Source organism: Flavobacteriales bacterium (genome assembly GCA_020635395.1).
Taxonomy (GTDB): Bacteria; Bacteroidota; Bacteroidia; order NS11-12g; family UBA9320; genus UBA987.
Genome location: JACJZV010000002.1, coordinates 717,130 through 742,008, shown reverse-complemented (window position 1 = coordinate 742,008; position 24,879 = coordinate 717,130). Strand labels below are relative to the sequence as shown.

At 38.5% G+C, this 24,879-nt stretch carries 19 protein-coding genes and 1 pseudogene; 10 read left to right on the top strand and 10 right to left on the bottom strand.

Annotated elements, in window-relative coordinates:
* Positions 1-18: 18 nt before the first annotated feature.
* From H6607_09340 to H6607_09330, 3 genes are read left to right on the top strand one after another with little or no spacing between them, the layout of a single operon-like run.
* Positions 19-1,137: an ATP-binding protein gene (locus H6607_09340; protein MCB9262564.1), complete on the top strand. Its 1,119-nt coding sequence runs from the start codon at positions 19-21 to the stop codon at positions 1,135-1,137.
* 57 nt (positions 1,138-1,194) lie between these two features.
* Complete coding sequence (locus H6607_09335) at positions 1,195-3,252, top strand: S9 family peptidase (GenBank protein ID MCB9262563.1); 2,058 nt, start codon at positions 1,195-1,197, stop codon at positions 3,250-3,252.
* A gap of 20 nt (positions 3,253-3,272) precedes the next feature.
* Positions 3,273-3,512: a NifU family protein gene (locus H6607_09330; GenBank protein MCB9262562.1), complete on the top strand. Its 240-nt coding sequence runs from the start codon at positions 3,273-3,275 to the stop codon at positions 3,510-3,512.
* On the opposite strand, the gene H6607_09325 is transcribed toward H6607_09330, so the two are convergent.
* On the bottom strand, positions 3,509-3,682 hold the full coding sequence (locus H6607_09325) for a hypothetical protein (protein MCB9262561.1): 174 nt from the start codon (positions 3,680-3,682) through the stop codon (positions 3,509-3,511). The genes H6607_09330 and H6607_09325 overlap by 4 nt on opposite strands.
* 3 nt (positions 3,683-3,685) lie before the next feature.
* Entirely contained in the window at positions 3,686-3,832 is a 147-nt protein-coding gene (locus H6607_09320; GenBank protein MCB9262560.1) for a hypothetical protein, read from the bottom strand.
* 171 nt (positions 3,833-4,003) lie between these two features.
* Between H6607_09320 and H6607_09315 the strand changes: the two genes are divergently transcribed.
* The 6 genes from H6607_09315 to H6607_09290 all read left to right on the top strand — a co-directional run bounded on the left by H6607_09315 (position 4,004) and on the right by H6607_09290 (position 13,797).
* Positions 4,004-4,897, top strand: coding sequence for a hypothetical protein (locus H6607_09315; GenBank protein ID MCB9262559.1), 894 nt, complete (start codon positions 4,004-4,006; stop codon positions 4,895-4,897).
* A 12-nt stretch (positions 4,898-4,909) separates the two neighbouring features.
* The gene (locus H6607_09310) at positions 4,910-5,332 is read left to right on the top strand and encodes a GNAT family N-acetyltransferase (GenBank protein MCB9262558.1); all 423 of its coding nucleotides are present in this window, start codon (positions 4,910-4,912) and stop codon (positions 5,330-5,332) included.
* 55 nt (positions 5,333-5,387) lie between these two features.
* Positions 5,388-6,011, top strand: coding sequence for a murein L,D-transpeptidase catalytic domain family protein (locus H6607_09305; GenBank protein ID MCB9262557.1), 624 nt, complete (start codon positions 5,388-5,390; stop codon positions 6,009-6,011).
* A gap of 41 nt (positions 6,012-6,052) precedes the next feature.
* The gene (locus H6607_09300; protein MCB9262556.1) at positions 6,053-7,354 is read left to right on the top strand and encodes a T9SS type A sorting domain-containing protein; all 1,302 of its coding nucleotides are present in this window, start codon (positions 6,053-6,055) and stop codon (positions 7,352-7,354) included.
* Positions 7,317-8,210, top strand: a complete 894-nt coding sequence (locus tag H6607_09295) for a hypothetical protein (GenBank protein ID MCB9262555.1) — start codon at positions 7,317-7,319, stop codon at positions 8,208-8,210. Before H6607_09300 ends, H6607_09295 begins: the two co-directional genes overlap by 38 nt.
* A gap of 124 nt (positions 8,211-8,334) precedes the next feature.
* The gene (locus H6607_09290) at positions 8,335-13,797 is read left to right on the top strand and encodes an Ig-like domain-containing protein (protein MCB9262554.1); all 5,463 of its coding nucleotides are present in this window, start codon (positions 8,335-8,337) and stop codon (positions 13,795-13,797) included.
* A gap of 181 nt (positions 13,798-13,978) precedes the next feature.
* Here the strand turns inward: H6607_09290 and H6607_09285 are convergent, their stop codons facing one another.
* Positions 13,979-14,404, bottom strand: a complete 426-nt coding sequence (locus tag H6607_09285) for a protease inhibitor I42 family protein (protein ID MCB9262553.1) — start codon at positions 14,402-14,404, stop codon at positions 13,979-13,981.
* Positions 14,405-14,722: 318 nt separating this feature from the next.
* Here H6607_09285 and H6607_09280 point away from each other — a divergent pair, with 318 nt between their 5' ends.
* Positions 14,723-15,865 (top strand): Fic family protein, encoded by a 1,143-nt coding sequence (locus tag H6607_09280; protein ID MCB9262552.1) that lies wholly within the window; start codon positions 14,723-14,725, stop codon positions 15,863-15,865.
* A 192-nt stretch (positions 15,866-16,057) separates the two neighbouring features.
* Here the strand turns inward: H6607_09280 and H6607_09275 are convergent, their stop codons facing one another.
* From H6607_09275 to lipA, 7 genes and pseudogenes are all read right to left on the bottom strand, one after another.
* Complete coding sequence (locus H6607_09275; protein ID MCB9262551.1) at positions 16,058-16,582, bottom strand: hypothetical protein; 525 nt, start codon at positions 16,580-16,582, stop codon at positions 16,058-16,060.
* An 83-nt stretch (positions 16,583-16,665) separates the two neighbouring features.
* Complete coding sequence (locus H6607_09270; protein ID MCB9262550.1) at positions 16,666-18,147, bottom strand: hypothetical protein; 1,482 nt, start codon at positions 18,145-18,147, stop codon at positions 16,666-16,668.
* A gap of 376 nt (positions 18,148-18,523) precedes the next feature.
* Positions 18,524-19,153: a hypothetical protein gene (locus H6607_09265; protein MCB9262549.1), complete on the bottom strand. Its 630-nt coding sequence runs from the start codon at positions 19,151-19,153 to the stop codon at positions 18,524-18,526.
* A 222-nt stretch (positions 19,154-19,375) separates the two neighbouring features.
* Entirely contained in the window at positions 19,376-21,784 is a 2,409-nt protein-coding gene (locus H6607_09260) for an enoyl-CoA hydratase/isomerase family protein (GenBank protein MCB9262548.1), read from the bottom strand.
* Between the two features lie 12 nt (positions 21,785-21,796).
* The gene (locus H6607_09255) at positions 21,797-23,563 is read right to left on the bottom strand and encodes an acyl-CoA dehydrogenase family protein (GenBank protein ID MCB9262547.1); all 1,767 of its coding nucleotides are present in this window, start codon (positions 23,561-23,563) and stop codon (positions 21,797-21,799) included.
* Positions 23,564-23,615: 52 nt separating this feature from the next.
* Positions 23,616-23,973 (bottom strand): annotated as a pseudogene (locus tag H6607_09250) (four helix bundle protein).
* A gap of 15 nt (positions 23,974-23,988) precedes the next feature.
* On the bottom strand, positions 23,989-24,876 hold the full coding sequence (gene lipA / locus H6607_09245; GenBank protein ID MCB9262546.1) for a lipoyl synthase: 888 nt from the start codon (positions 24,874-24,876) through the stop codon (positions 23,989-23,991).
* Positions 24,877-24,879 lie beyond the last annotated feature (3 nt).

Genomic DNA, 24,879 nt, shown 5'->3' with positions numbered 1-24,879 from the left:
TAAGTATATTTTTGCCAAATGTTTGTTCGAGATATTCAACCAAGAATAATGTCTTTTTTAAATCCAAAAAAGGCAATAATGCTCATCGGGCCGAGGCAGGTGGGAAAAACAACGCTTTTAAAACAAATTATTGGCAACCAAAACCATCTTTTTCTTTCGGGTGATGATGCGGCCACACGGCAATTGTTCGAAATAAATTCGCTTGAAAATATAAAACGGGTGATTGCAAAACATAGATTAGTGTTTGTGGACGAAGCCCAACGCATCAATAATATTGGCACAACGCTTAAAATAATAATAGACCAAATTGAGGATGTTCAACTGCTGGTAAGTGGTTCATCGGCTTTAGAACTTAACACCAACATAACCGAAAGTTTGACAGGAAGAAAGTGGCAATTTGAGCTATTCCCATTGAGTTGGAAAGAGTTGAGTAGCCATTTGGGTTTTGTAAATGCTCTTTTTCAACTCGAAAACCGATTGATTTATGGTTCGTATCCAGAGGTGTTAAACCGTGAAGGCCAAGAAATTGATGTGTTGAACGAAATTGTAAACAGCTATTTGTACAAAGATATTTTGGCATTAACCAACATTAGAAAAGCAGATCAATTAGAAAAATTGCTAAAAGCATTGGCGTTGCAGATAGGCGGCGAAGCAAACATCAATGAGCTAAGTAATTTGCTTAGAATTGACAATAAAACCGTTGAAAATTACATTCATTTGCTAAAGCAAGCATACGTTTTGTTTGAGCTTCCGGCTTTTAGCGGCAATGAGCGAACGGAAATTAGAAGGGGAAAGAAATTTTATTTTTATGATAACGGCGTACGAAATGCGTTAATTCAAAATTTCAATCCGCTCTCTTTTCGCAATGATGTCGGGGCTTTGTGGGAAAACTACTTTATTGCCGAACGTCTTAAATATATTCGATACAAACCCACCTATGCCAAATTGTATTTCTGGCGAACAACACAAATGCAGGAAATTGATTTGATAGAGCAGGAAGGGGCAACTCTTAGAGCATTTGAGCTAAAGTGGAATCCAAAGACAAAAGTCAAAATATCTAAAACTTTTAGTAAAAATTATGATGCACAAGTGGAAATTGTGCATCGTGAAAACTTTATGAAATTCTTGGAAGATTAGCCTTTTTATTACTTCACAAAATTGCTTTGACTAATATTGCCACTTAAACATTTTAAAATGCGAAAAAACGCTGCCCAACCCCCAATTTGCCTCCCAAAACCTCATGAATTGGAAATGCACGGTGATGTGCGTATAGATAATTATTATTGGTTAAACAATCGTGAAAATCAGGAGGTTATAAATTATTTGAATGAAGAAAATGCCTATACGGAGGCCGTAATGGCTGACACCAAGGGTTTACAAGAAAATTTGTATAACGAGATGGTGGGTCGTATTAAACAGCAGGATGAATCTGTTCCCTATTTTCTGAATGGTTATTGGTATTACACTCGATTTGAAGAAGGTAAAGAATACCCCATTTATTGTCGGAAAAAAGACAATATGGATTCGGAGGAGTTGACGTTGTTGGATGTAAACATCTTGGCAGAAGGACACGCTTATTATCAAGTTGGCGGCCTTAGCATAAGTCCTGACAACAAAATTCTTGCATTTGGCGTAGATAAATTGAGCCGCAGGATTTATACCATTTATTTCAAAACCCTTGAAAACGGTAAGATTTTGGCTCAAACCATTGAAAACACTACCGGAGGCGGCACGTGGGCTGCTGATAACAAAACCCTATTTTATACCACCAAAGATGCACAAACCTTGCGTTCTGATAAAATTCATCGGTATAATTTGGAAACGGATGAGTCGGAAATGATTTACCACGAAAAAGACGAAACGTTCTATGCAGGTGTATCAAAAAGCAAATCGAGAGAATACATTATTATTTCTTGTGGAAGCACTTTAACTTCTGAATATCAATATCTTAAATCCGAAAATCCGTATGGAGATTTTAAAATATTTCATCCGAGAGAACGAAAATTGGAATATGGCATTTCGCATTTTAAAGATAAATGGTATGTGCTGACCAACTGGAATGCTCAAAATTTTCGATTGATGGAATGTGGACTTGAAAATACCGAAAAAGAATTTTGGAACGAGGTAATTCCGCACAGAAAAGAGACACTTTTAGAAGGCATTGAACTATTTGATGACTATATGGTGTTGGAAGAACGAACTAAGGGATTAACCCATATCAGAGTTCGACAAATGAGTACAGGCAGCGAACATTACATTGCCATGGACGAGGAAACCTACACCTGTGGGGCCAGTACAAATCCGGAATATAAGACAGATATTTTGAGGTTCGGATACACTTCATTAACCACACCATCAAGCACTTACGATTACAATATGAATAATCGTGAGCGAAAACTACTGAAACAGCAGGAAGTTGTTGGAGGATATGATAAGAGTCAATATCAATCAGAGAGATTATATGCCAGTGTACGTGATGGAGTAGAAGTACCCATATCTATTGTTTATAAAAAGGGGTTTGAAAAAAATGCTAAGTCGCCCCTATTGCTCTATGCCTACGGAAGCTACGGCCACAGTATTGACCCATATTTTAGCAGTAGCCGGTTGAGTTTGTTGGATAGAGGTTTTGCTTTTGCCATTGCCCACATCAGAGGGGGAGAAGAAATGGGCAGAAATTGGTATGAAACCGGAAAATTGCTTGAGAAAAAAAATACCTTTTTCGATTTTATTGATTGTGCAAAGCACTTAATTTCAAATAATTATTCATCACCAGAACATTTATATGCTATGGGTGGCAGTGCAGGTGGTTTGCTTATGGGTGCCATTATTAATATGGAACCTGAATTGTGGAATGGGGTAATAGCAGCTGTACCGTTTGTTGATGTAGTTACAACCATGCTCGACGAATCTATACCGCTTACCACAGGGGAGTTTGACGAATGGGGCAATCCAAAAGAAGAAGATTATTATTGGTATATTAAATCCTATTCGCCCTATGACAATGTAGAGGCAAAAAAATATCCCAATATGCTGGTTACCACAGGTTTGCACGATAGTCAGGTGCAATATTGGGAACCAGCCAAATGGGTGGCGAAACTGCGTGAGATGAAAGCCGACGACAATATTTTACTTTTAAAAACCGAAATGGACTTTGGTCATGGTGGTGCAAGTGGCCGTTTTGAGCAATTTAAGGAAGTAGCTTTGGAGTATGCCTTTTTGCTAAGTTTGGAAGGAATAGATGATTTAGCGTAAATTCGAGCCGTAAAAGCACTATTTTGAGCGAAATTTCAGAAAAAATAGAACAGGCGTTAGACACTATTCGTCCCTTTTTAAAAGCCGATGGAGGCGATGTTGAGTTATTATCGGTTGATGAACAAAATGATGTAGTGAAACTTCGTTTGTTGGGTGCATGTAGCAGCTGCGAAATCAGTCATATCACCATGAAGGCGGGCATCGAAGAAAGCATCAAAAGGGTATATCCGCAGGTGAAAGAGGTGGTTGCCGAGGCTTAATTTAGTTTCGTTATCCAACTCAATTCAGGACGCACTGCGTACCAAATATCGAAGGCAGAAAAAAAATTACGCATATTGCGGAAATTACTTTCATCAAAACCTTTTCCAAATTCAACAGTAAGCTGTTGTGCGAGTTGTTTCAAAACAGCTTTGCCATGTTCTGCCCGCATCTGTCATTGCTGTTCGTCTTCGATTATAAGTTTACCAATTTGCCAATACATTTTAAGCAAATTAGTGCTGGTGCAGCGGTAAACGGTAGCTTTTGCCTCACTAATAATTTGAGAAACGGCATTGTATAATGTCCGGTTTACGCTTTGCAAATTGTTTTTTAATTAGTTTTGACAAAGATGCCAACAGTCGGGCAATTGTAGGTAAAACAACCTCTTAGTTTTTGTGTCAAAACTCGAACAAAAAAATTCGTTCTTTAAACTATATTTAGATAACATTGTCGCGAAACAATTTCTTCATCATTGGATTAGAACAAAAAAACAATGCCTCAAACCCCGCAAAAAAGGAAAATTTCGGAGCTTTCTTCAATAGAGTTTATAAACTGTTTTAGTTTGTTGGTGGTGTTTGGGTCGGTGTCCACATCCTTTTTCTTTGGCAAACTTTTTCGGGCACAATTGCCTTTTTCGTTTTATTGGGTTTTGGCCACAACTATATGGGTAATTTATAGTATTGATCATATTTTGGATGGAAATAAAATGAAAGAAAAAGCCACGTCGATAAGGCATATCATTCATTTTGAGTATCAAAAACCAATATTGGCTATTGTGGCAGCTTTGGTGGTTTTTAATGCCTTCTTTACCGTGGCCTTTTTGCCGATAAAAATTGTTTACGCAGGTATTTTGGTGGCGGCATTAGTTATCGCATATTTTTTATTTGTTCACTATTTTAAATACCTAAAAATAAGCTGGTTAAAAGAACTTTTTGTGGCCACGATAGCTTGTGTAGGTATGGCTGTTATGCCCGGAATAGCGGGAAATCTTTCAACCAACATAGCATCCGTATTTCTTCTTATTTGCTTGGTTTTTATCAATTTTACAAACCTTATTTTGTTTTCATATTACGATTATGATAATGATATTGCCGGAGGTTTGAAGTCGGCGGCCACCCGCTGGGGAAAGGAAAAAACGAGAAACACCATTTTGTATTTACTAACTGCCGCCTTTTTTTCATTTATGATATGGCTGTTTTCTTTTCACCAACCCATAAAAATGGTAGTTACAATTCCTATTTTATTGATGATGAATACCTTACTTATTATTTGGCTTCAAGAAGAGAGGTTTAAAGAAAATGAACTCTATCGGTTTTGGGGAGATTTAATTTTTATGTTTCCCGGTATATTATGGTTACTCCTCGATAAATTTTCGTATGGGTATTAATTTTGAAGTTTAATGGAGATAAGAATAAAAAAAGTAGAAACCCAAGCCGAAAAAGAACAAATTTTTTCAATAAGAAACGAGGTTTTTGTGGTGGAGCAGAAGGTAGATCCGGCATTGGAATACGATGAATTTGAGGATAGTTCAACGCACTTTATTGCCCAAATTAATAATGAAGCGGTGGGTACAGCCCGTTGGAGAAAAACACCCAACGGAATAAAACTTGAGCGGTTTGCTGTGCTTAAAAAGTCAAGAAATTTGGGCGTGGGCAGCAAGCTGGTGGAAGCTGTTTTGGCAGATTTGCCTACCGAAGAATATGTTTACCTTCACGCACAACTTACCGCCATGAATTTGTACGCCAGGCATGGATTTCAGGCCATCGAGCCTCAATTTGAAGAAGCAGGAATTCAGCACTATAAAATGATTTTGAAGCAATGAAATTAATTTTTTCAAGACCGATACTAAGCCATTGAAACATAGAGTTTATAGTGTAATGAAATTGTCATCAATTTTACTTTTGTCGATGGTTTTGCTGATGTGTGGCTCATCAGAAAATAAAGATTTTTATGAAGCCGATATTGCAAGAGACAGTGTAACTAATGCTCCAATAAAATTAGCAAAAATAGATTCGAGCAAATATGCCCAAGCCAAAGATTATTGTAAGAAAAACGGGTTTGACACTACGGTAGCTTTCATGCTTAACCTTAGAATTAAGTCTGCCAAAAAACGCTTTTTTGTGGCATCATTGTCCCACGATTCTGTGCTAAATAGTGGTTTGGTGACACACGGGCACTGTCAAGATTTTTACAACTCAAAACCGGCTTTTAGCAACGAACCGGGCAGCAATTGCTCCTCGCTTGGCAAGTATAAAGTTGGAGGAAAATATACTGGAAAATTCGGAACCGCATACAAACTATATGGCTTAGAAGAATCAAACAGCAATGCCTTTGATAGATTTGTGGTGCTGCATGGCCACAGTTGCGTACCCGACGAAGAGCAAACCATGGGCATTTGCCAGAGCGAAGGTTGCCCAACGGTTTCACCCAATTTTTTAAAAGAACTAGAAAAAATAATCGACAATAGTTCAAAATCCATTTTACTGTGGATTTATTACTAAACCATGGCCAAAACCTCGGCCGAGCCTAATAAATTTGCAGTATGCAAAAATTAGTAGCTATTGTATGTCTTTTGTGCATGTGGGCATTTCAAACTGCGGCACAATCCGACACCATTAGGTTGATGCATTATAACCTTTTGAACTACAGAAACTCTACGGCACAATGCACAAACAGCACCAACAATGCCGATAAAAAGGACGGATATTTAGAAACCATTGTTGCACATGCAAAGCCCGACATTTTGACCGTAAATGAAATGGGAGCCAATTGGTTAAACCCAAATAAAATTCTGACCAACGCATTGAATACAAACGGAGTAACCCATTTTGAGCAAGCCGAATTTACGAACAATAGTTTTAGCAGCTTGACCAATATGCTTTTTTATAACAAGCAAAAATTGGTGTTGCACAATCAGGAAATTATATCAAAAAATTTGAGCGGAGCCAACCTTGTGCGGGTGGTGGATGCATATACGCTTTATGTAAATCGACCGATTGATTTAGCCAAAGGCGATACTGTTTTTATGACGGTTTTTGTAGCCCATCTAAAAGCTGGAAGCACTAGTGCCGACCAAACGGAGCGAGCCGAGATGACGGAAGCAGCCATGGATTATTTAAAAAACAATCATTTTGACCATAGTTATTTCTTTACGGGTGATTTCAATATTCAGTCAAGCAGCGAGCAATGCTACCAAAACCTTACCAATCATAGCGTGGCAGATATTCGGTTTTACGACCCCAAAGATGCTCCAGGCGGTTGGAATAACAACAGCAATTATGCAAACCTTCACACCCAAAGCACTCATAACAGCGACACACGAGGTGGCTGCTTTAGCAGTGGCGGTATGGATGATAGATTCGATTTTGTTTTGATTGGTAAAGAGGTAAAAAACAATACATATCGAATAAAATATATCAACGGAAGTTATACTGCCTTGGGGCAAGATAGCCGCAGGTTTAATGGTGATGTGTTAAACCCCACAAACAATAGTGTGCCAGCCGAAGTGGCTACAGCACTTTACGAAATGAGCGACCACCTGCCCGTGTTTTTGGACTTGGAGGTACAAAAAGGAGACGTTGGAATTGCTCAACACAAAAAAGACGAAGTTTCAATAAGCATCGTAGCAGAAGGAAATTGGGAAATTTCTACCACATCAAATCAAAAAATAAAAACCGTAAACCTTATAAACGCCATGGGACAAACAATTTTGGACAATGCAAATACTGCTGTGGAGAATGGTTTTTTGATAAACACTCAAAACCTTTCAAAATCCGTGTATTTTGTACAAATTATTCTTGAGTCGGGTGAGGTTTATACAAAAAAGGTTTTTAAGGGAAATTAGTAAAAACACGCTTTGTGTTTTTCTAATTTTTGCAAGCGGATCGGGCGTTTGCCATGCTCAAACCACCTACCTTAAATGGAAGAAAGAAGCAGTTTACGGAATTGGAACTTGTCATTATTTTGGCGATATGGGTGGCAAACAACTTGGTGGAGCTTCGTTTGGAACCGATGAATTTGATATGAAAAACCTGCGGCCTGTGGTTCGCATTGGTATTAAGCAAAACATTTTGGGCTGGCTGGCCATAAACAGCCAATTGAGCTATACCCGCATTAACCAAGACGACAGCAAGTCGGCCAAAATATGGCAACACGCTCGAAACCTTCAATTCTCTACAAACATTGTCGAAGCATCGGTTATAGCCGAAACCCGATTGTGGTACAAAAATTTTAAATTTAATAATAAAAAGAGCTTTGTGGAATATTATGTGGCTTTGGGTGCCGGACTTTTTTATTACAACCCAACCACCAAATACGAAGGTAAAAAATACAATCTTAGGCAGGTGGGTACAGAAGGACAGGGTTTAATTCCCAATTCAAAAACCTATTCTATTGTGGCAGCATGCCTGCCCGTAGGTGGGGGATTTCGGTTTGGACTTAGCAGCCGAACAACTCTTTTTTTAGAGGCAGTTTATCGATACACCACCACCGATTATATTGATGATGTGAGCAGTAATTATCCAGATTTTTACAAACTTACCGGAAGCGAAAATACCCTTGCTTCAAAGCTCAGTTACCGAGGTAATGATGCCTATCCGGCTGGCTCTCGCCGTGGAAATCCAAGTGTAAAAGATAGTTATGTTTTTTTTCAAATAGGTCTATCAAAGGCCATCGGAAATGGACGCTTATCAAGGCTATAAGTCCGTTTTTCCAAAAAATTGATGTTTTAATGCGAAAAATAAATAGGCCAATACGGTAAATAGTATTTGGCCAACTGGCAAAACGCATGGTTTTAAAATTGAACCATCAAAAAAGAGTTTTGCTATGCGTTCAAAGATTCAAATTATCGTATTGCTGGTCGGCATTTTTTCGGCCTGCACCAATTCTAAAAAATTTCCGGTTTACAACCCTGAGTTTATTAATCACATATCGGCCTACACCACAGGTTTTGTTGAACGCGATGCGGAAATAATCATTGTTCTGAACGAAGCCGTAAAAGACAATAAAAAGGACAAAATAAAACCCACAGAATTATTCGATTTTGAACCGACAATAAAAGGTACTGCCGAATGGCGGAATAATAGAACCATTGTATTCAAACCCAATGAAAAGCTCAAAAGAGGCACTGTTTATCAAGCCGTTTTTCATTATGGTGAAATCAAAAATGTAAAAAGAGACCTGAAGCGTTTTCCATTTAGGTTCGAAACAAAAAAACCAGAAATAAACCTTCACGTAAGTGGTTTGCAAACCTATGCTGACAACAACCCCAAATTGCGAAAATTAACCGGAGAAATTACCACAAGTGATGATGAAAATCTGGAAACAATAAAGCAATGTTTAACTGCACAATACAAAGGAAAAAGTCAAAAAATTGACTGGTATGAGGTTGGCAGTCAAAAATTTCGATTTGAAATAGATAGTTTAGAACGAGGGTCAGAGATGGGTAAAGTAATACTGGAGCTAAACGGAAAACCAATGGAGTGTGCAACGCAACTAAAAAACGAAGTGTTGGTGCCTGGTATGGGCATTTTCCGTGTGGAAACAGTAGAAATTATTAATGAACCCGACCAAAAAATACATGTCTTTTTTTCGGAAAGTTTGAGCGAAATGCAAAGTTTTATTGGGTTGGTAGAACTCGATAGTCAGTCGATTGAAAATTATGAAGTAAATGGAAACAAAATGACCATTTTTCCTCAAAAAGGGTTGATAGGAGAACATAGGTTAAAATTTATCAAATCCATAAAAAACTATGCGGGAAAAACATTGCAAAACGATTTGATACGAGAAGTATATTTCGAAAAACCCAAACCCAAACTTCGCATGGTAGGTGCCGGAACCATTGTGCCAGATGCCAAAGGAGTAGTTTTCCCGTTTGAAGCAATGGGCTTAAAAGCCGTTGATGTTTGGATTTTCAGAATTCATGAACAAAACATACCGCAGTTTTTGCAGATAAACGATTTGGAAGAAAATGGCGAGCTAAAAAGAGTAGGGAAATTAATTTATGAAGGCAAAGTAGAATTAAATCAAAACAAAAAACCACTCGAAAACGAATGGGTTCGATATACGCTAAACATCAATAAATACATTCAAAAAGAGCCTGGAGCCATCTACCGAGTGATGATTGGTTTTAGAAGAAGCTACACTTTTTTTGAATGTTCGGAAGGGGAAGAAGACCATGCAATAGACGATGATGCCATGTATTATCACTACTACAGCGGCAACAATTACAACCTGATTAATTATTACCCCTGCGATAATTCGTTTTATTATTCTGGAGCAGTTGCACGAAATATTTTGGCATCGGATGTGGGTATAATTGCCAAAAAAGGAAATGACGGTAAAACCCATGTGTTTGTAAATAATCTTGCTTCAGCACAGCCAATGGCCAATGTAAAAGTGGAATTTTTTGATTACCAAAACATCAAGTTAAAATCGGCTACCACCGACCAAATGGGTATGGCCACTGTGGGAAATACCGACGATGCTTATTTAGTTATGGCCTCAAGTGGTAAACAAAAAGGGTATTTAAAAATTTCCGACGGAAGAAATAATTCCACCTCCAAATTTGAAGTTGACGGGGTAATAAATGAAGGATTTAATGGGAAAATTTATACTGAAAGAGGTGTGTGGCGACCCGGAGATAGCATCTATGTCTGCTTTGTTTTGGAAGACAAAAACAACCAACTACCTGCCAATGTTCCCGTTTCTTTTGAATTGTCAAACCCTCATGGACAGGTAATAAAGAAAAGTGTGAAAATCCACTCGGTAGGCTCAATTTATGATTTTAGAACAGCTACACTGGCCTCGGCCATCACCGGAAATTATTCGGCCAAAGTAACCGTTGGCGGAAAATCATTTTACCGAACATTGGCCATCGAAACCGTTAAACCAAATAGGTTAAAATTAAAAATAGCGGTATTGAATGACGTACTGCAAAGGGGCAAAGAAAACAAGATTACCATTACTTCAGAGTGGCTGCACGGAGCAAAATCGCCGGGATTGGCGTATAACGTGAAGGCGAGAATTAGACCAACAAAAACCATTTTCGAGAAATTTAAAAAATTCAATTTTGAGGATTTTACAAAGGCCCGAAATACAGAAGAAGTATTGCTTTCGGAAGGTAATTTGGACGAAAACGGGCAGGTGGTTTTTGCACCAAAAATGCAACTAAACGAACGGAGTAATGGCACATTAAATGTCGATTTGCTTACCAAAGTTTTCGAAAAAGGAGGCAATTTTAGTCAGGATTATGCCACCTATCCGTTCATGGCTTTCGACAGTTATGCAGGTTTGGAAATGCCCGAAACGGATGATGATACATGGTTGGAAACCGACAAAAAGTATGTTTTTAGAATAGCCAATGTATCTAACAAAGGTGATGCAATTGGTGGTTCAAAGCTGGAAGTGAAGGTGTATAAAATTGACTGGCGATGGTGGTGGGATAACAATGGCGATGCCACTGCCTACATGCAATCCAACAGTTTGATGCCCGCGATAGATACTGTTTTAACGACTGCTTCAAACGGTATTGCAAATGTTCCTTTCAAACTGCCATATCCAAATTGGGGTCGGTTTGTTATGGTGGTAAAAGATTTAAAATCAAACCACACAAGTTCCTCGTTGTTTTATGTGGATTATCCTTATTGGCGACGAACAAATCGAAATAAAACAGATCAAGCCAAAACCATCGAATTATCGAGCAACAAAACGGTATATAACACCAATGAAACGGTGCAAATAACCATACCAAGCAGCAGCTCTGGCAAGGCTTTGGTGTGTATCGAAAATGGCACATCGGTTTTGAAAAAGTTTTGGGTGGATGGTAGCAGTGGAGAAAGTCATTTTACGTTTAAAACTACCAAAGAAATGGCTCCTAATGTATATGTGCATGTCAGCTATTTGCAGAGCTATAAAAATGAAGAGAACGACTTGCCCATGCGACTTTATGGAATTTTACCCATTAGTGTGGAAGACAAAAATACACACCTCGACCCTGTTTTGACGGTAAAAGACGAAATAAGACCGGACAGAAAAGAAAATATAACGGTAAGCGAAAAAAATGGAAAGGCAATGACTTATACATTGGCGGTAGTGGATGAAGGTTTACTGGATTTGACACATTTTTCAACCCCCGATTTGTGGGAATATTTCTATCAAAAACAGGCATTGGGAGTTAAAACTTGGGATTTGTATGATGACGTGATGGGTGGCTATGCCGGCAAATACGGCAATGTGTTGAGTGTAGGAGGAGACGAGGCCGGAGCATTAGATGAATCGGCACACAAAGCCAATCGATTTAAACCCACTGTAAAGTTTTTAGGGCCATTCCATTTAAACCCTGGTCAATCTGTAAAACACGGATTGCAGTTGGGGGAATATATTGGTGCTGTGCGAGTAATGGTAATTGCACGACAAGAAAATGCCTATGGGAAAGCCGAGAAATCGGTAAAGGTTAAAAAACCCATTATGGTGCTGGCCACCATGCCACGGGTAATTAGTCCGGGGGAGAGTATTGAAATTCCGGCCACGGTTTTTGCTATAACAGAGGGTAAAAAGCAAGTGAAAGTAGATGTAAAAGTATCCAATAATCTTACGATTGATGGAAGCACTACTAAAACCATTGATTTTGCACAACAAGGAGACGAAACCGTTTTCTTTAAAGCCAGAGTGGCCGAAAAGGTGGGTATTGCCAAAGTGGAAATAACAGCTAAATATGGAAACGAAATAGCCACACAAACAATAGAAATTGAGATAAGAACACCAAACCCACGGGTTACAGACGTGCAAGAATTTGCCTTGGAAAAAGGCAAAAAATTAAGTACACAAATTCAACTTTCGGGTATTGATGGCACCAATATGGCCATTGTGGAGGTATCGGCCTTGCCGCCATTAAATTTAAACCACAGACTAAATGAGTTGCTACGCTATCCGCATGGTTGTGTGGAGCAAACCACCAGTTCCGTTTTTGCACAACTATTTGTAAATGAATTGCTTAGCTTAACAGAAAATGAGCAAGTAAAGGCTTCTCAAAATATTCAGGCTGCCATTCAACGACTAAAGTTGTTTCAAACCAACTCCGGAGGATTCGGTTATTGGCCGGGGGCATCCACCGAAAATGAATGGGGAACAAACTATGCCGGTCATTTTTTGGTATTGGCCAAAGATAAAGGCTATCAGGTGGATGCCAATTTTATGAAAAACTGGGCAAACTATCAAAAAGATCGAGCCATAAGTTATAACTCCACCGATGAATCCGCCCAGTTGATACAAGCCTACAGACTTTACACTCTGGCACTAAACGGAAAGCCTGAAATAGCGGCAATGAATCGTTTTAGAGAAATGCCCAACTTGAGTGGTACTGCCAAATGGAGATTGGCTGCTGCTTATGCTATTGCCGGAATGCCCGAAGTGGCTCAAAATTTAATAAATCAGGTGGAAATAACCCCGAATAAATATGCTTCGCATGGCTACACCTATGGCTCGGAATTAAGGGATAAAGCCATGATTTTGGAGACGTTGACACTTTTAAACAAGGAAAATCAGTCAGGCATGTTGGCCAAAGAAATTGCAAAAAGTTTGGCATCCAGCTCTTGGCTTAGCACCCAAGAAACCGCCTACAGTTTAATTGCAATTCAGAAATATTACAGGAAAAACAACGCTACCGGCGAAATGAAATTTGTGGTTAATCATCAAAATAGTTCTGATAAAATAGCAACCGCCAAACCGATGTACAGCAAGGTGTTGGCTAATAATGCAGCAAGAACGACTCAAACGTTGGAAATAAGCAACACGGGGTCGAATATGTTATTTGTAAGAGTGGTAAAATCGTATGTGCCAATGCAAGCCGACACTACCAAAATCAGCAATAAAATGAGCCTAAATGTGGCCTATTTTGATTATGAAGGAAATCGGCTCGACCCAAATAAAATTCCGAAAGGGACAGAGTTTAAAGCCCGAATAACAGTGCAAAACAAAAGCTACATGGAGCAGCGAGATTTGGCATTGAGTTTTATGGTTCCGGCGGGTTGGGAAATACAAAACAACCGCATGTTTGGTGATTTGGAAGGGGTGGATTATCAAGACATCAAAGATGACAGGATATACACCTATTTCGATTTGAACAGAGATTTGAGCAAAACCATTGAAGTTCCGCTAACAGCCACCTACAACGGCACCTTTTTTCAACCAACCATTTCGGTAGAAAATATGTACGACCACAGTGTGCTGGCCACCGAGCCGGGCGGATGGGTAGAGGTGGTAAACAAACTGGCAGCGGGCGTTAACTGACAAATTTTTTTTAAATATTACTTCGTACCTTTTTATTTAGTCACATGCCAAGTCGGGAGACTTGGCATTTTTTTGTGAAGGGAAGTAGAGAAAAATTGTTCATGACTAACCCTAAATAATGCTGACCTGCATCGAAAGATGCATTAACGTGCTGCTCAAGGTTATCTCATAGTGTCACCTTCTATTCCACCAAAACATAAAATTCATTATCAATTTGAGAGGAATTTACACTGTAATCTTTACAAGTTTTGTGTTCCCTGCCTGTCGGACATTTGCTTATTCTTATGGTATCGATTCCTGTTTTCACTGCCTTAAATTTTAATATTAGCTCTCCGCCTTTTCCATCCTGTTTAAATGGATTCCAGTCAGGTTCATAGTATTGTTTGACTTTTTCAATACAACCAACAGAATTTTCATTCAACACACAATTAGAATATCCCGTTGAAGGATTTTCATAGAGTTTAACAGAAAATTCCTCACCAACTTTCAAATTGAATGAGTCATTTTCTCCAGGTTTGTAGTAATTATAACTCCAAAGCAAATAGATAATTAAAATCATTAGAGGAGTAATTATTACACTTAAAAATATGATTTTTAATTTGTTCATTCCTTAAGCCAGATGTTTTTAATACGTCTCCGTTCCATAGAAGTCCTTTTTCACAAGTGCCTCTAACGGCAAATTTAAAAAACTTCATAAAAAGAAGTGATGGTTAAGTATTTCGAAGTGTTTTAAGGTCATCAAGAGTCCCCTTCGGGAAATACTGACGGGGTTAAAAACAGCCAATATTTCCAATTGCGGCTAAAGGTCGGTATATTTTACTTTTATGCTACTAAAGTAAAATATAAAAATTCTTATTTTACTTTGATGGGCTTAAAGTAAAATATAAAAATTTTTATGTTACTTTGCTCCAATCTTGGAAGCAAAATGATTGTATTAGAGAATTTTCATGCCGGATTGTATCAAAAGCATCCTACAGGGTATCGTTTTTTTGCACCATCTCTTATAAACAATTCTTGGAAATGGGAAAATCAAACAATAAACACATTACTTGAAAAGGCTGCAATTAAATTGGGGGAGCTTAACTCTTTTGCAAGGTTAGTTCCGAATATTGACTTGTTTATCCAACTGCACGTTACCAAAGAGGCCGTGGTTTCAAGCAGAATAGAGGGTACTCAAACACAAATGGACGAAGCCTTATTGGATGAAAATGATATCGCACCCGAAAGAAAAAATGACTGGCGAGAAGTAAACAACTATATACAAGCCATGAATCAGGCAATTGAAGAACTAAGCAGTCTTCCGCTTTCTTCTCGGCTTATTAAACAAACTCATAAAAGCCTTCTTACCAGCGTAAGAGGTGAAAATAAAATGCCAGGAGAATACCGAAGCAGTCAAAATTGGATTGGCGGCAGCAGCTTGTTAGATGCGGTATTTATTCCTCCAAGTCAGGATTTGATACCAGAGTTAATGGGTGATTTAGAGAAATTTTTGAACAACGACGAAAATCAAATTGCCGCATTGATAAAAATTGGAATTGCTCATTATCAGTTTGAAACCATCCACCCTTTTATAGACGGAAACGGGCGGATTGGCCGATTGCTCATTACCCTATTTTTAATAGAACAAAAAATTTTAGAAAAACCACTGCTGTATCTCTCAGCATATTTCGAAAAAAACAAAGGTTTGTACTACGACAATCTCACATTTGTGCGAACCAAAAATGATATGATTCAGTGGCTTAAATATTTTTTGGTCGGGGTGGCAGAAACTGCAGAAAACGCAACAGAAACGCTTTCGTCAATACTTTTGCTAAAAACAAGTTTAGAAATAGGACTGCCAAAACAGTTTGGCAAAAAAGCAGCGAATGCAAACCTGCTGTTGCATCAACTTTTTAAAAACCCAATAATTCAAGTAACTCAAGTTCAGACATTGTTGGGTTTGAGTTATAAAGCCGCCAACGATATGGTAAACGATTTTGTTCAAGCCTCTATTCTTGAAGAAATGACCGGGCAAAACCGAAATCGAATATTTGTGTTTGACCAATATTTGAAGTTGTTTAAGTTTTAGTTCGGCAAGGGTAATGATAATATCAGTGGTTTGTCGAAAAATTTTTAGCCACCCGTTGCACAAAGAAAGGTGCAAGCTGCACTTGTTCGCCTGGGGAGGAAGCTCGGATAAGATGGTGCGAGAGGTTTATTCACCTCATTTATGGCGAGAGCCGCCTACTTGATTAGAGCAATTTTATTTTACCTTCAATTTCTACTTAGAGTTTGTGCCCTTATTTTCTGTAAGGAAGTGAATATTGATTTTTAATTCAATATATTTTGCAAGGTTTGCAATAATATATAGGTAGAACCCGACTAAGAGAAGATTAATCAGGAAGGTTTCCACTGCATATTTAGCTTCCGACCCCATCGATATTTGAGAAATTGAATGTTTTAAGATTAAGAATAGTGAGCAAATAAGTCCCGTTATCCCTTCCAGAAACCATTCAGCTGACTCACAGTCAATGCAATTCTTAGGTTTTGTAGATATGTAGCTGATAATTAAGATGGTTGACCAAAGCACTATATGCAATGTTCCTAAAAGCACTCCCTTGTTGATTTTCCACTTAACTAAAAGCAAGAAATAATAACCTATTGACAATACAAGGGGTATCACAAAAACATCTTTGAAATCCGTCGGCCCATATATTGGTATTTTTTTCAATATAAAAATTCCGCCAAGATGAAGAAACTCCAAGAGAACAAAAAAATAAAGTGCTATCTTAATTGATTTTGACATTCTTTTATGGCTTATAACGGATGATGATAAGAGTAGTAGCGACGAAGAAGCTATTACTTCTTATCTATTGTTATCAGCTGGTGCTACTTTTTATAATATTTTCTAAATGCCGAAATAAATTGAAAAATAAAAAAACCAACTATAACTTTATTCAAAAAATCCATTGTTACTGACCAACCATTTAATTCTGTCTTAGGCACAAGAAAATCCTTTTTATGAGTCAAATCTAAAAATGAAAAATAGTATCCAACTAAATTCCAATCAAAATTTGTACTAATAAATATTCTTCCTAAGCTCATCAAATAGATAATATAAAAAATTATAGAGAAAATTAATATACATACAAAAGGTCCTTTGATTGATAATCCGTGGTTATTAGAATATCTACTTACCCAAAGAATAAATTTATCCCAATAAGATAAACCTGCTATTTTTCTTAGTGATTCTTTGGAAATTGCTCCGAGTTTTTGAGCTTCATAGTAATTTCCACTATTTTCCAATGATTTACGAAGTTGGAGAAATGTCTCATATTGATCTTTGAAATAGTTTTGTGGTTTTTGGTCCGGATAGTGAATGTTTTTGAGAGTTTTGAATTTTTCAAATGTCAAATTGTCCGATGGGAAGTTACACGATGTAAATGATGCCTTTGCAAATCTTGTTCTATAAAAGGATAGTATTTTGTAACTATTGAAATCGATATTGTCAAACCAAGTGTTGTCCATGTTAGATTTTCTAATTTCAAATTTTGATGCTTTTAAGTAAGGTGAAATGTTATATAAAAATGTCTCATTTAGTGAATTGTAGTCATGGATATAAATGTTGTTTATTCTTGTATTTTCTATAGTGACCTTACCTTCTGCAGTTCCAGTTAATGACAAAGAATTTAGTATACTATCGTTTATAGTTAATAATTCATCTGTTTGTTTTGAGAAGTCGATGCTGACATTGATATTTAGTTGTTTTTTTTGCTCTTTGCTTAAGGAGAATTTTATCATATCTCGCCGATAGTCATCTCTTTTTATTCCTGTCCTTTTTGTCTTATTGTGGTTTTTTCGAATGAATACCTTTTTTACGTGATTAATGTATATCGATTGTTTAAAACCCAATACATCATTTATATTTTTGAAATCAGTTCGTCTGCATAGTGCTATCCATTTTCTAATGAAGATATTTTCTTCTGTGAATGATATTTCGACAAGATTTAAATTTTGAAGAAAAAGACTTGGGATTATACAATTGTTTAAACTTACGTTTCTTATTGTGCCATTATCAATGTTTCCTTCAATTATACACCCATGAAAATGAAGATTGATTTGTTCAGTCTTTATTTCTCTAATTTTGATTCTATTAATAAGACAATAAGTGAAGGAGATTGAAATGTCTTTAAAATCAATATCTGTGTCATTAAAAATTGATATTTCTTTGAAATTGCAGTTCTCAAATGAAAGCACCATTTTCCCATTAATGAATGTGATGTTTTCAAAAACTTCTGGTGTAATTCTTATCTCTTCAGAAATAAAATTCTGATTCTCAATTTTATGATATGGATTTAATTCTATTGCCATTTATCTTCTTCATTTGCTGATAACGGTTGGGCTATGTGGAGTGCGGGACTTTGAAATGCTTCACTGTCAGGGTGCCACTGAGCCAATTCGTTCATTCATATTATTGTTTTTATAGCCAAATCGTCAAAGACGAATTGGCGGTGTTGCAACGAAGAACTGCGATTGAATTACCCACCGAACCCCGCATTACATATAGCTTTTGTGCCTGTTGCACAACTCAAAAGTAACTCTATTTTTCAACTATTTCAAAAAAGCTGTAATTTTAATCTTCTTATTATCAGTGAGTTAATTGTGTTTTGTTTTTGAGGTAAAAATCTAAAATAGCGTTGAGGGTAGTTGTGCAACAGCTACTTTTGTTGTGTGCAGTATTTTTCTGTCATATTGGAGAAATGCCACTTGTTAAATAATACTGTTTCTCTTTTCCATTCTTGTCAATGTAAAAAAATATTCCTGTCACCTTTGGGTCTCCGATAGTAATATAGTACCACTTTTCTTTCTCAAATTTTAACGGACAAGTCTTTAATTTCGTTCCACCCATGCTCCTAACTGGTCTGTGTTTTGAATCAGTTGTTTTTCTTGATAATCCTTTATGAATAAAATGAATATTTACGTTTTCTTCTGTCCACCAGTATTTACCTTCTCTACTAAAATATATTTTGTCAGGTGGATTTGGCGGCTTTCCTTCAGGATGGACGATGTGGCAACTTGTCAAATAAGTCACAGTATATTTTACGGGATAATTTTCGCTCCCAATAGAGTCAACCTTTATTATTTCAATTGTCACTCCGTTAATAAAGTCATTATTAGTTGAAATGTAATTTGTCGTAATTTTCACTTTTGGAGGTGCAAGTGCACTTATAAAATAATTCAAAAAAATTAGTCCGCCTGTAACTAGAATAAGGATTATACTAAAGGCTATCATTATTCCTTTTGCGAGCTTATTCTTCATTAGAATCACTCCAAGAATTGTAATTAAAATTAGTCCACTTAATATTCCTATAATCATAATATGTTCGACGTTTTAATATTGCACACAACATCCGTATATGCCCAATACAAACACCCTATTGTGCATATTTTCATTATGTACAGCACACGAATCGAGCATTTTATGTTCGTTGCGAGATATAAAAGAATAGGAAGTTGAAGAAGGCATAATTATTTCATACAAATATTAATAAAACTTGCCAATAAACCTTCAAGGGTAGAATCATCAACGAAAAGCCACCTAATTCCTCAGCGGTTTTCCAGTTTTTAAAATGTGTTGGATACGTTCTAAGGTTTTTCGTTCGCCCAAAAGAGAGAGGAAGGCTTCCCGCTCTAAATCCAATAAATATTGTTCCGAAACGTGGGTGGGCTGCGATAAATCGCCTCCGGCCATAACAAAGGCCAGTTTTCGAGCCATTTTTTGGTCGTGCGGAGTGGCAAAACCGCTCACGCCAAAGGCTTCTATTCCGGCATAGAGTGTTCCTAAAGCCGTTTTTCCCAATACCAAAATATCTTCGCGTTGTGGTTTCATAACATAGCCTTCGGCATCCAATTCAAGAACTTTTCGTTTGGCCTCGGCTATCAACCTTTGTTGATTGATTACTACCTCATCCTTGTCGCGATGCAACACGCCAATATCAAATGCCTCATAGCCCGATGTGGCCACCTTGGCGGTGGCAATGGTGGTAAATCGCTCTTGCAATGTTGGCAACTGAGGGTCGCCATTATAAAAACTGTCAGATGCCCGCACCACAAACTCTTTGGTGCCGCCACCTCCGGGAATGAGTCCTGCACCAAACTCAACCAAACCAATGTATGTTTCGGCGGCTGCCACGGTGCTATCGGCATGCAAACTCATTTCGCAACCACCACCCAGGGTCATGCCGTGCGGAGCCATCACCACGGGAATGGCTGAATATCGCAGTCGCATTACGGTGTTTTGAAAATAGCGAATGGCCATATTCAGTTCATCATATTCTTGCTCGATGGCCAACATCAGCATCATGGCCAAATTGGCTCCCGCCGAAAAATTGGGAGCGTCATTGCCAATAACCAATCCTCGCCAACCATCTTGCTCGGCAATGTCGATAGATTTGTTTATGCCCTGCAAAATTTCGGAGCCAATGGCATTCATTTTTGTGTGAAACTCAAGGCATAAAACGCCATCTCCAATGTCGTGCAAACTAGCCCCTTTATTGCCCCACACCAGCTTGTTCGACCGATAATTGTCCAACACTATATTTTCTTCCGAACCGGGAATAATTTGGTAATTTTTGGTTTGAATATCGTAAAAATAACGAGCTCCGTTTTCGGTTTTGTAGAAGTTTTCGAAACCCAAGTCTAACATTTCCTCTACCCAACCGTTGGGCGTAACGCCCGCCGATTTCATAGCATCAAAAACGGTTCTAACCCCAAGCGTTTCCCATGTTTCAAAAGGGCCGAGTTCCCATCCAAATCCGGCACGCATGGCATCGTCAATTTGATATAAATGGTCGGCAATTTCCGGAATGCGGTTGCTGGAATAAGCCAAAACCTGTTGGTTCAGGGTTTTCAAAAAACCAGAGGCCTTGTCATTTGCTTTGGCCAAAATTTTAATGCGATGCTTTACGCTATCTGCTTTTCTGGCAGCACCAATTGATTCAAACCGAGGTTTGGTTTGTGGCTTGTATTCAAAGGTTTTTAAATCGAGAACTTCAATAACGGTGGTTCCGTTGGCATCTTTCGATTTTTTGTAAAAACCTTGTCCGGTTTTGTCGCCCAACCAGTTGTTTTCAATTAGTTTTTGAAGAAATTCAGGAATGTTAAACAAATCCTTTGCTTCGTCATTCGGACAATTTTGAGCTACTCCGGTGGCCACTTTTACCAGCGTGTCAAGACCCACAAGGTCGGAGGTTCTAAACGTTGCCGATTTGGGTCTGCCCGAAACAGGTCCGGTCACGGCATCCACTTCCTCAATGGTCATATCCATTTGTTGCATCAAATGAAAAATGGCCATGATGCTAAAAACGCCAATTCGGTTGGCAATAAACGCCGGAGCGTCTTTGCATAAAACGGTTTTTTTGCCCAAAAACAAATCACCGTAGTGCATCAAAAATTGGGTTACCTCCGGATGGGTTTTTTCCGAAGGAATAATTTCTAACAACCGCAAATAGCGGGGAGGGTTGAAAAAATGTGTTCCGCAAAAGTGAGCCTGAAAATCTTCCGACCGCTGTTGAAGCATCATCGAAATGGGAATACCACTGGTGTTGCTGGTAATCAACGTACCGGGTTTTCGGTGTTTTTCTACCTTTTCAAAAACCTCGTTTTTTATTTTCAAATTCTCGACAACTGCCTCCAAAATCCAGTCGCATTGGGCAATCCAATGCATATTGTCGTCAAAGTTTCCAGTGCTGATGCGTTTGGCCACATTGGTATTATAAACAGGAGATGGGTTCGATTTTAGGGCGGCTGCCAATGATGATTCTACAATGCGATTACGAGCTTTCGGGTTGTTTTTTTCCTCATCTGATAAATCAAACGGAACAATATCGAGCAAAAAAACTTTTAACCCAATATTGGCAAAATGACAAGCCAGCCTGCTGCCCATAACGCCGGAACCAAGAACGGCAACGGCTTTTATTTTTCTTTTAGTTGCTTCTAAAATATCCATAATACAATTTTCTTAAAACGGATACTTATTCTCCTCCACAATTTTGGCGGCAATGGCTTTTCGGGCGGCTATGGTGTTAAAAGGTTCGTATTTCGTAAACCGTTTCATACCAATCAACATCATTCGCAGTTCGTCGCCTTCGGCAAAACCACAAAGTGCGTGTTTTCCAGCTAAATAAATTCGTTCTAAGGCATCGTTCAAATACGTTTTTGCCATCAATACATGAAGGTTTGCGGCCTCTTTACCCCGCATGGAAATTAATTTTTCTGTCCGCAACAGGGCACTTTCGGCAGTAAAAATTTCGATGGCCATGTCGGCTAAATTCATTAAAATTTCCTGCTGTTTTTCCAGTTCCATCAAAAACTTTTGTGCCGCTGCACCAGCTGCCATTAAAATGGCTTTTTTGGCATTGGAGATGGCTTTTTTCTCGGCAAAGAATAATTCAGACTCATCGTCATCGCCAAAATCGGGAATAGACATCAATTCTTCCTGAATTTTCATAGCAGGAGTCATCAAATCAAGTTCTCCTTTTAGGGCTTTTTTTAGCACCTGACCAACGGCCAACATTCGATTAATTTCGTTTGTACCCTCAAAAATCCGGTTAATCCGCGAGTCGCGATACATACGTGCCACAGGATATTCTTCGCTGTAGCCCGTTCCACCAAAAATTTGCACTGCTTCGTCAATCACAAAATCAAGCGATTCGCTGCCCAACACTTTAAGAATGGCACATTCAATATTGTATTCCTCGGCTGCCCTCAATTTGGCTTCTGCCTTGCTAAGACCTTCTTTTTTAAGTTCTTCAATTTTATTGGTTATCAAGTCGGCCAAGCGGTAGGTAGCCGATTCGGTGACATAAGCCTTTATGGCCATTTCGGCCAACTTGTGTTGGATGGCTCCAAATTGGGAGATGGGTTGTCCGAATTGTTGGCGTTCGTTGGCATAATTTATGGCAATGTCAATGGATTTTTTGCAACCTCCCATTACCATTGCACCCAATTTAAACCTGCCTATATTCAGCACGTTGAAGGCAATTTTGTGTCCTTTACTTATTTCGCCAAGTAAGTTTTCTTTTGGTATTCGCACATTTTCGAAAAACACCTGACGGGTGCTTGAACCCTTAATTCCGAGTTTTATTTCTTCGTCTCCCAGAGTCAATCCTGGGGTGTTTCTTTCTACTATAAAGCCAGTGAATTTGTCGCCATCCACTTGGGCAAAAACGATGTATAAATCAGCAAATCCGGCATTGGTAATCCACATTTTTTGACCGTTTAGCACCCATTGGTCTCCATCCAAAACAGCTTTTGTTTTTGCCGCCAATGCATCCGACCCACTGCCCGGTTCGGTAAGACAATAACTGGCTTTCAACTCCCCGCTGGCAAGTTTGGGCAAGTATTTTTGTTTTTGCTCTTCGGTGCCAAAATAAAGAATTGGCAAGGTGCCAATACCCGTGTGGGCGGCCACTGCCACACCAAACGAAAGAGATTTGCCAAGCTCCTCGCTCAACACGGTTTCGGTGTTAAAATCAACGCCCATGCCCCCATATTCTTCGGGCACTCCGGCTCCCAAAATACCTAATTGACCAATTTCGTCTAACAGGCCGGGAATGAGTTCCGGATTTTGCAACTGCTTATCTATTTTGGCTACAATCGGCCAAATTTTTTGTTCTACAAAATCAATGGTCATGCTGCGGAACATCAATTGTTCCTCATTAAGCTGTTCAGGTATAAAAACCTCGTTTGCTTTTTGATCTTTTATTAAAAATTCTCCTCCTTGCATTGTTTAGATATGAATAATGAGTATTGAGATTTGAGTATTTAGTATTAAGATTTTATCCATTACAAAGCGTTTTCGTTAAAGCAAATATCATCTTTTCTATTTCGGTTATTTAGATTGTGAAGGTTGTTAAATTTTAACTCCTGAATCATCTCCAAATCAAGACATAGAATAAGCAGGTTTCCCAGTTCTAAAGCCGAACCATAGGCCATGACTAAAAACTGTTTAAATTTACCTTTGGTGTTTCTCCCGCTGCCTTCTGCAATATTGTTAGAGACTGAAATAACTGCACGACGAATTTGACTCGTAATTCCAAACTGTTCATCTTTAGGAAAACTTTTCGAAATCAAATAAACATCCTTAACAAGAATCCTACTTTTTTGCCAAACTTTCAGTTCTTTAAAATTGTGCATGTAAATACTCAAATCTCACTTCAAATGTTTTTCTGCGTGATAGCTCGATCGAACCAAAGGGCCACTTTCGACAAATTCAAAGCCCATCGCGTCTGCCCAATCCTTGTATTTTGCAAAATCTTCGGGGGTAACGTATCTATCCACCTTTAAATGACGTGCCGTGGGTTGCAAATATTGCCCCATGGTAATTATATCAACCCCAACACTGCGTAAATCGGCCAATGTTTCTCGTATTTCCTCATCGGTTTCGCCCATGCCAAGCATGATACCGCTTTTGGTTTTCATTCCTTTTTCACGCAAGTATTTCAGCACGTCCATACTGCGGTCGTATTTTGCTTGAATACGCACTTCTTTTGTGAGCCGTCTAACAGTCTCAATATTGTGAGAGACAATTTCGGGATGAACCTCAATAATTCTGTCTAATTGCTCAGTGTTTCCTTGAAAATCCGGAATAAGCGTTTCTAAAGTAGTTTCCGGATTCCATTTGCGTATTTCCAATACTGTTTTTGCCCAATGTGTGGAGCCGCCATCGGCAAGGTCATCTCTGTCAACACTAGTTATTACAGCATGTTTAATGCCCATAATGCTAATGCTTTGAGCCACTTTGAAAGGTTCGGTAGCGTCAAGCACATCGCCTTTTCCAGTGGCCACATTGCAAAACTGGCAGGAGCGGGTGCAGGTGTTGCCCCCAATCATAAATGTGGCTGTGCCAACTCCCCAACATTCGCCAATATTTGGGCATTTTCCGCTTTCACAAATAGTGTGCAGTTTATGCTTGGTTACCAGGTCTTTCATTTCTGCATATTTGCCGCCTCCGGCAATGTTTACCTTCAACCAATCGGGCTTTACCCGTTTGTTCTGCACAATCTTTACAGGCTCTTTATTTTCAATTTTATTTGCCATAGC

Excerpts from the sequence above, each read along its gene's own strand:
- H6607_09315 (MCB9262559.1), top strand. The coding sequence starts at position 4,004 with ATGCCTCAAACCCCGCAAAAAAGGAAAATTTCGGAGCTTTCTTCAATA.
- H6607_09305 (MCB9262557.1), top strand. The coding sequence starts at position 5,388 with ATGAAATTGTCATCAATTTTACTTTTGTCGATGGTTTTGCTGATGTGT.
- H6607_09340 (MCB9262564.1), top strand. The coding sequence starts at position 19 with ATGTTTGTTCGAGATATTCAACCAAGAATAATGTCTTTTTTAAATCCA.
- H6607_09335 (MCB9262563.1), top strand. The coding sequence starts at position 1,195 with ATGCGAAAAAACGCTGCCCAACCCCCAATTTGCCTCCCAAAACCTCAT.
- H6607_09260 (MCB9262548.1), bottom strand. The coding sequence starts at position 21,784 with ATGGATATTTTAGAAGCAACTAAAAGAAAAATAAAAGCCGTTGCCGTT.
- H6607_09270 (MCB9262550.1), bottom strand. The coding sequence starts at position 18,147 with ATGGCAATAGAATTAAATCCATATCATAAAATTGAGAATCAGAATTTT.
- H6607_09300 (MCB9262556.1), top strand. The coding sequence starts at position 6,053 with ATGCAAAAATTAGTAGCTATTGTATGTCTTTTGTGCATGTGGGCATTT.
- lipA (MCB9262546.1), bottom strand. The coding sequence starts at position 24,876 with ATGGCAAATAAAATTGAAAATAAAGAGCCTGTAAAGATTGTGCAGAAC.
- H6607_09280 (MCB9262552.1), top strand. The coding sequence starts at position 14,723 with ATGATTGTATTAGAGAATTTTCATGCCGGATTGTATCAAAAGCATCCT.
- H6607_09275 (MCB9262551.1), bottom strand. The coding sequence starts at position 16,582 with ATGTCAAAATCAATTAAGATAGCACTTTATTTTTTTGTTCTCTTGGAG.
- H6607_09265 (MCB9262549.1), bottom strand. The coding sequence starts at position 19,153 with ATGATTATAGGAATATTAAGTGGACTAATTTTAATTACAATTCTTGGA.
- H6607_09310 (MCB9262558.1), top strand. The coding sequence starts at position 4,910 with ATGGAGATAAGAATAAAAAAAGTAGAAACCCAAGCCGAAAAAGAACAA.
- H6607_09255 (MCB9262547.1), bottom strand. The coding sequence starts at position 23,563 with ATGCAAGGAGGAGAATTTTTAATAAAAGATCAAAAAGCAAACGAGGTT.
- H6607_09325 (MCB9262561.1), bottom strand. The coding sequence starts at position 3,682 with ATGCGGGCAGAACATGGCAAAGCTGTTTTGAAACAACTCGCACAACAG.
- H6607_09290 (MCB9262554.1), top strand. The coding sequence starts at position 8,335 with ATGCGTTCAAAGATTCAAATTATCGTATTGCTGGTCGGCATTTTTTCG.
- H6607_09285 (MCB9262553.1), bottom strand. The coding sequence starts at position 14,404 with ATGAACAAATTAAAAATCATATTTTTAAGTGTAATAATTACTCCTCTA.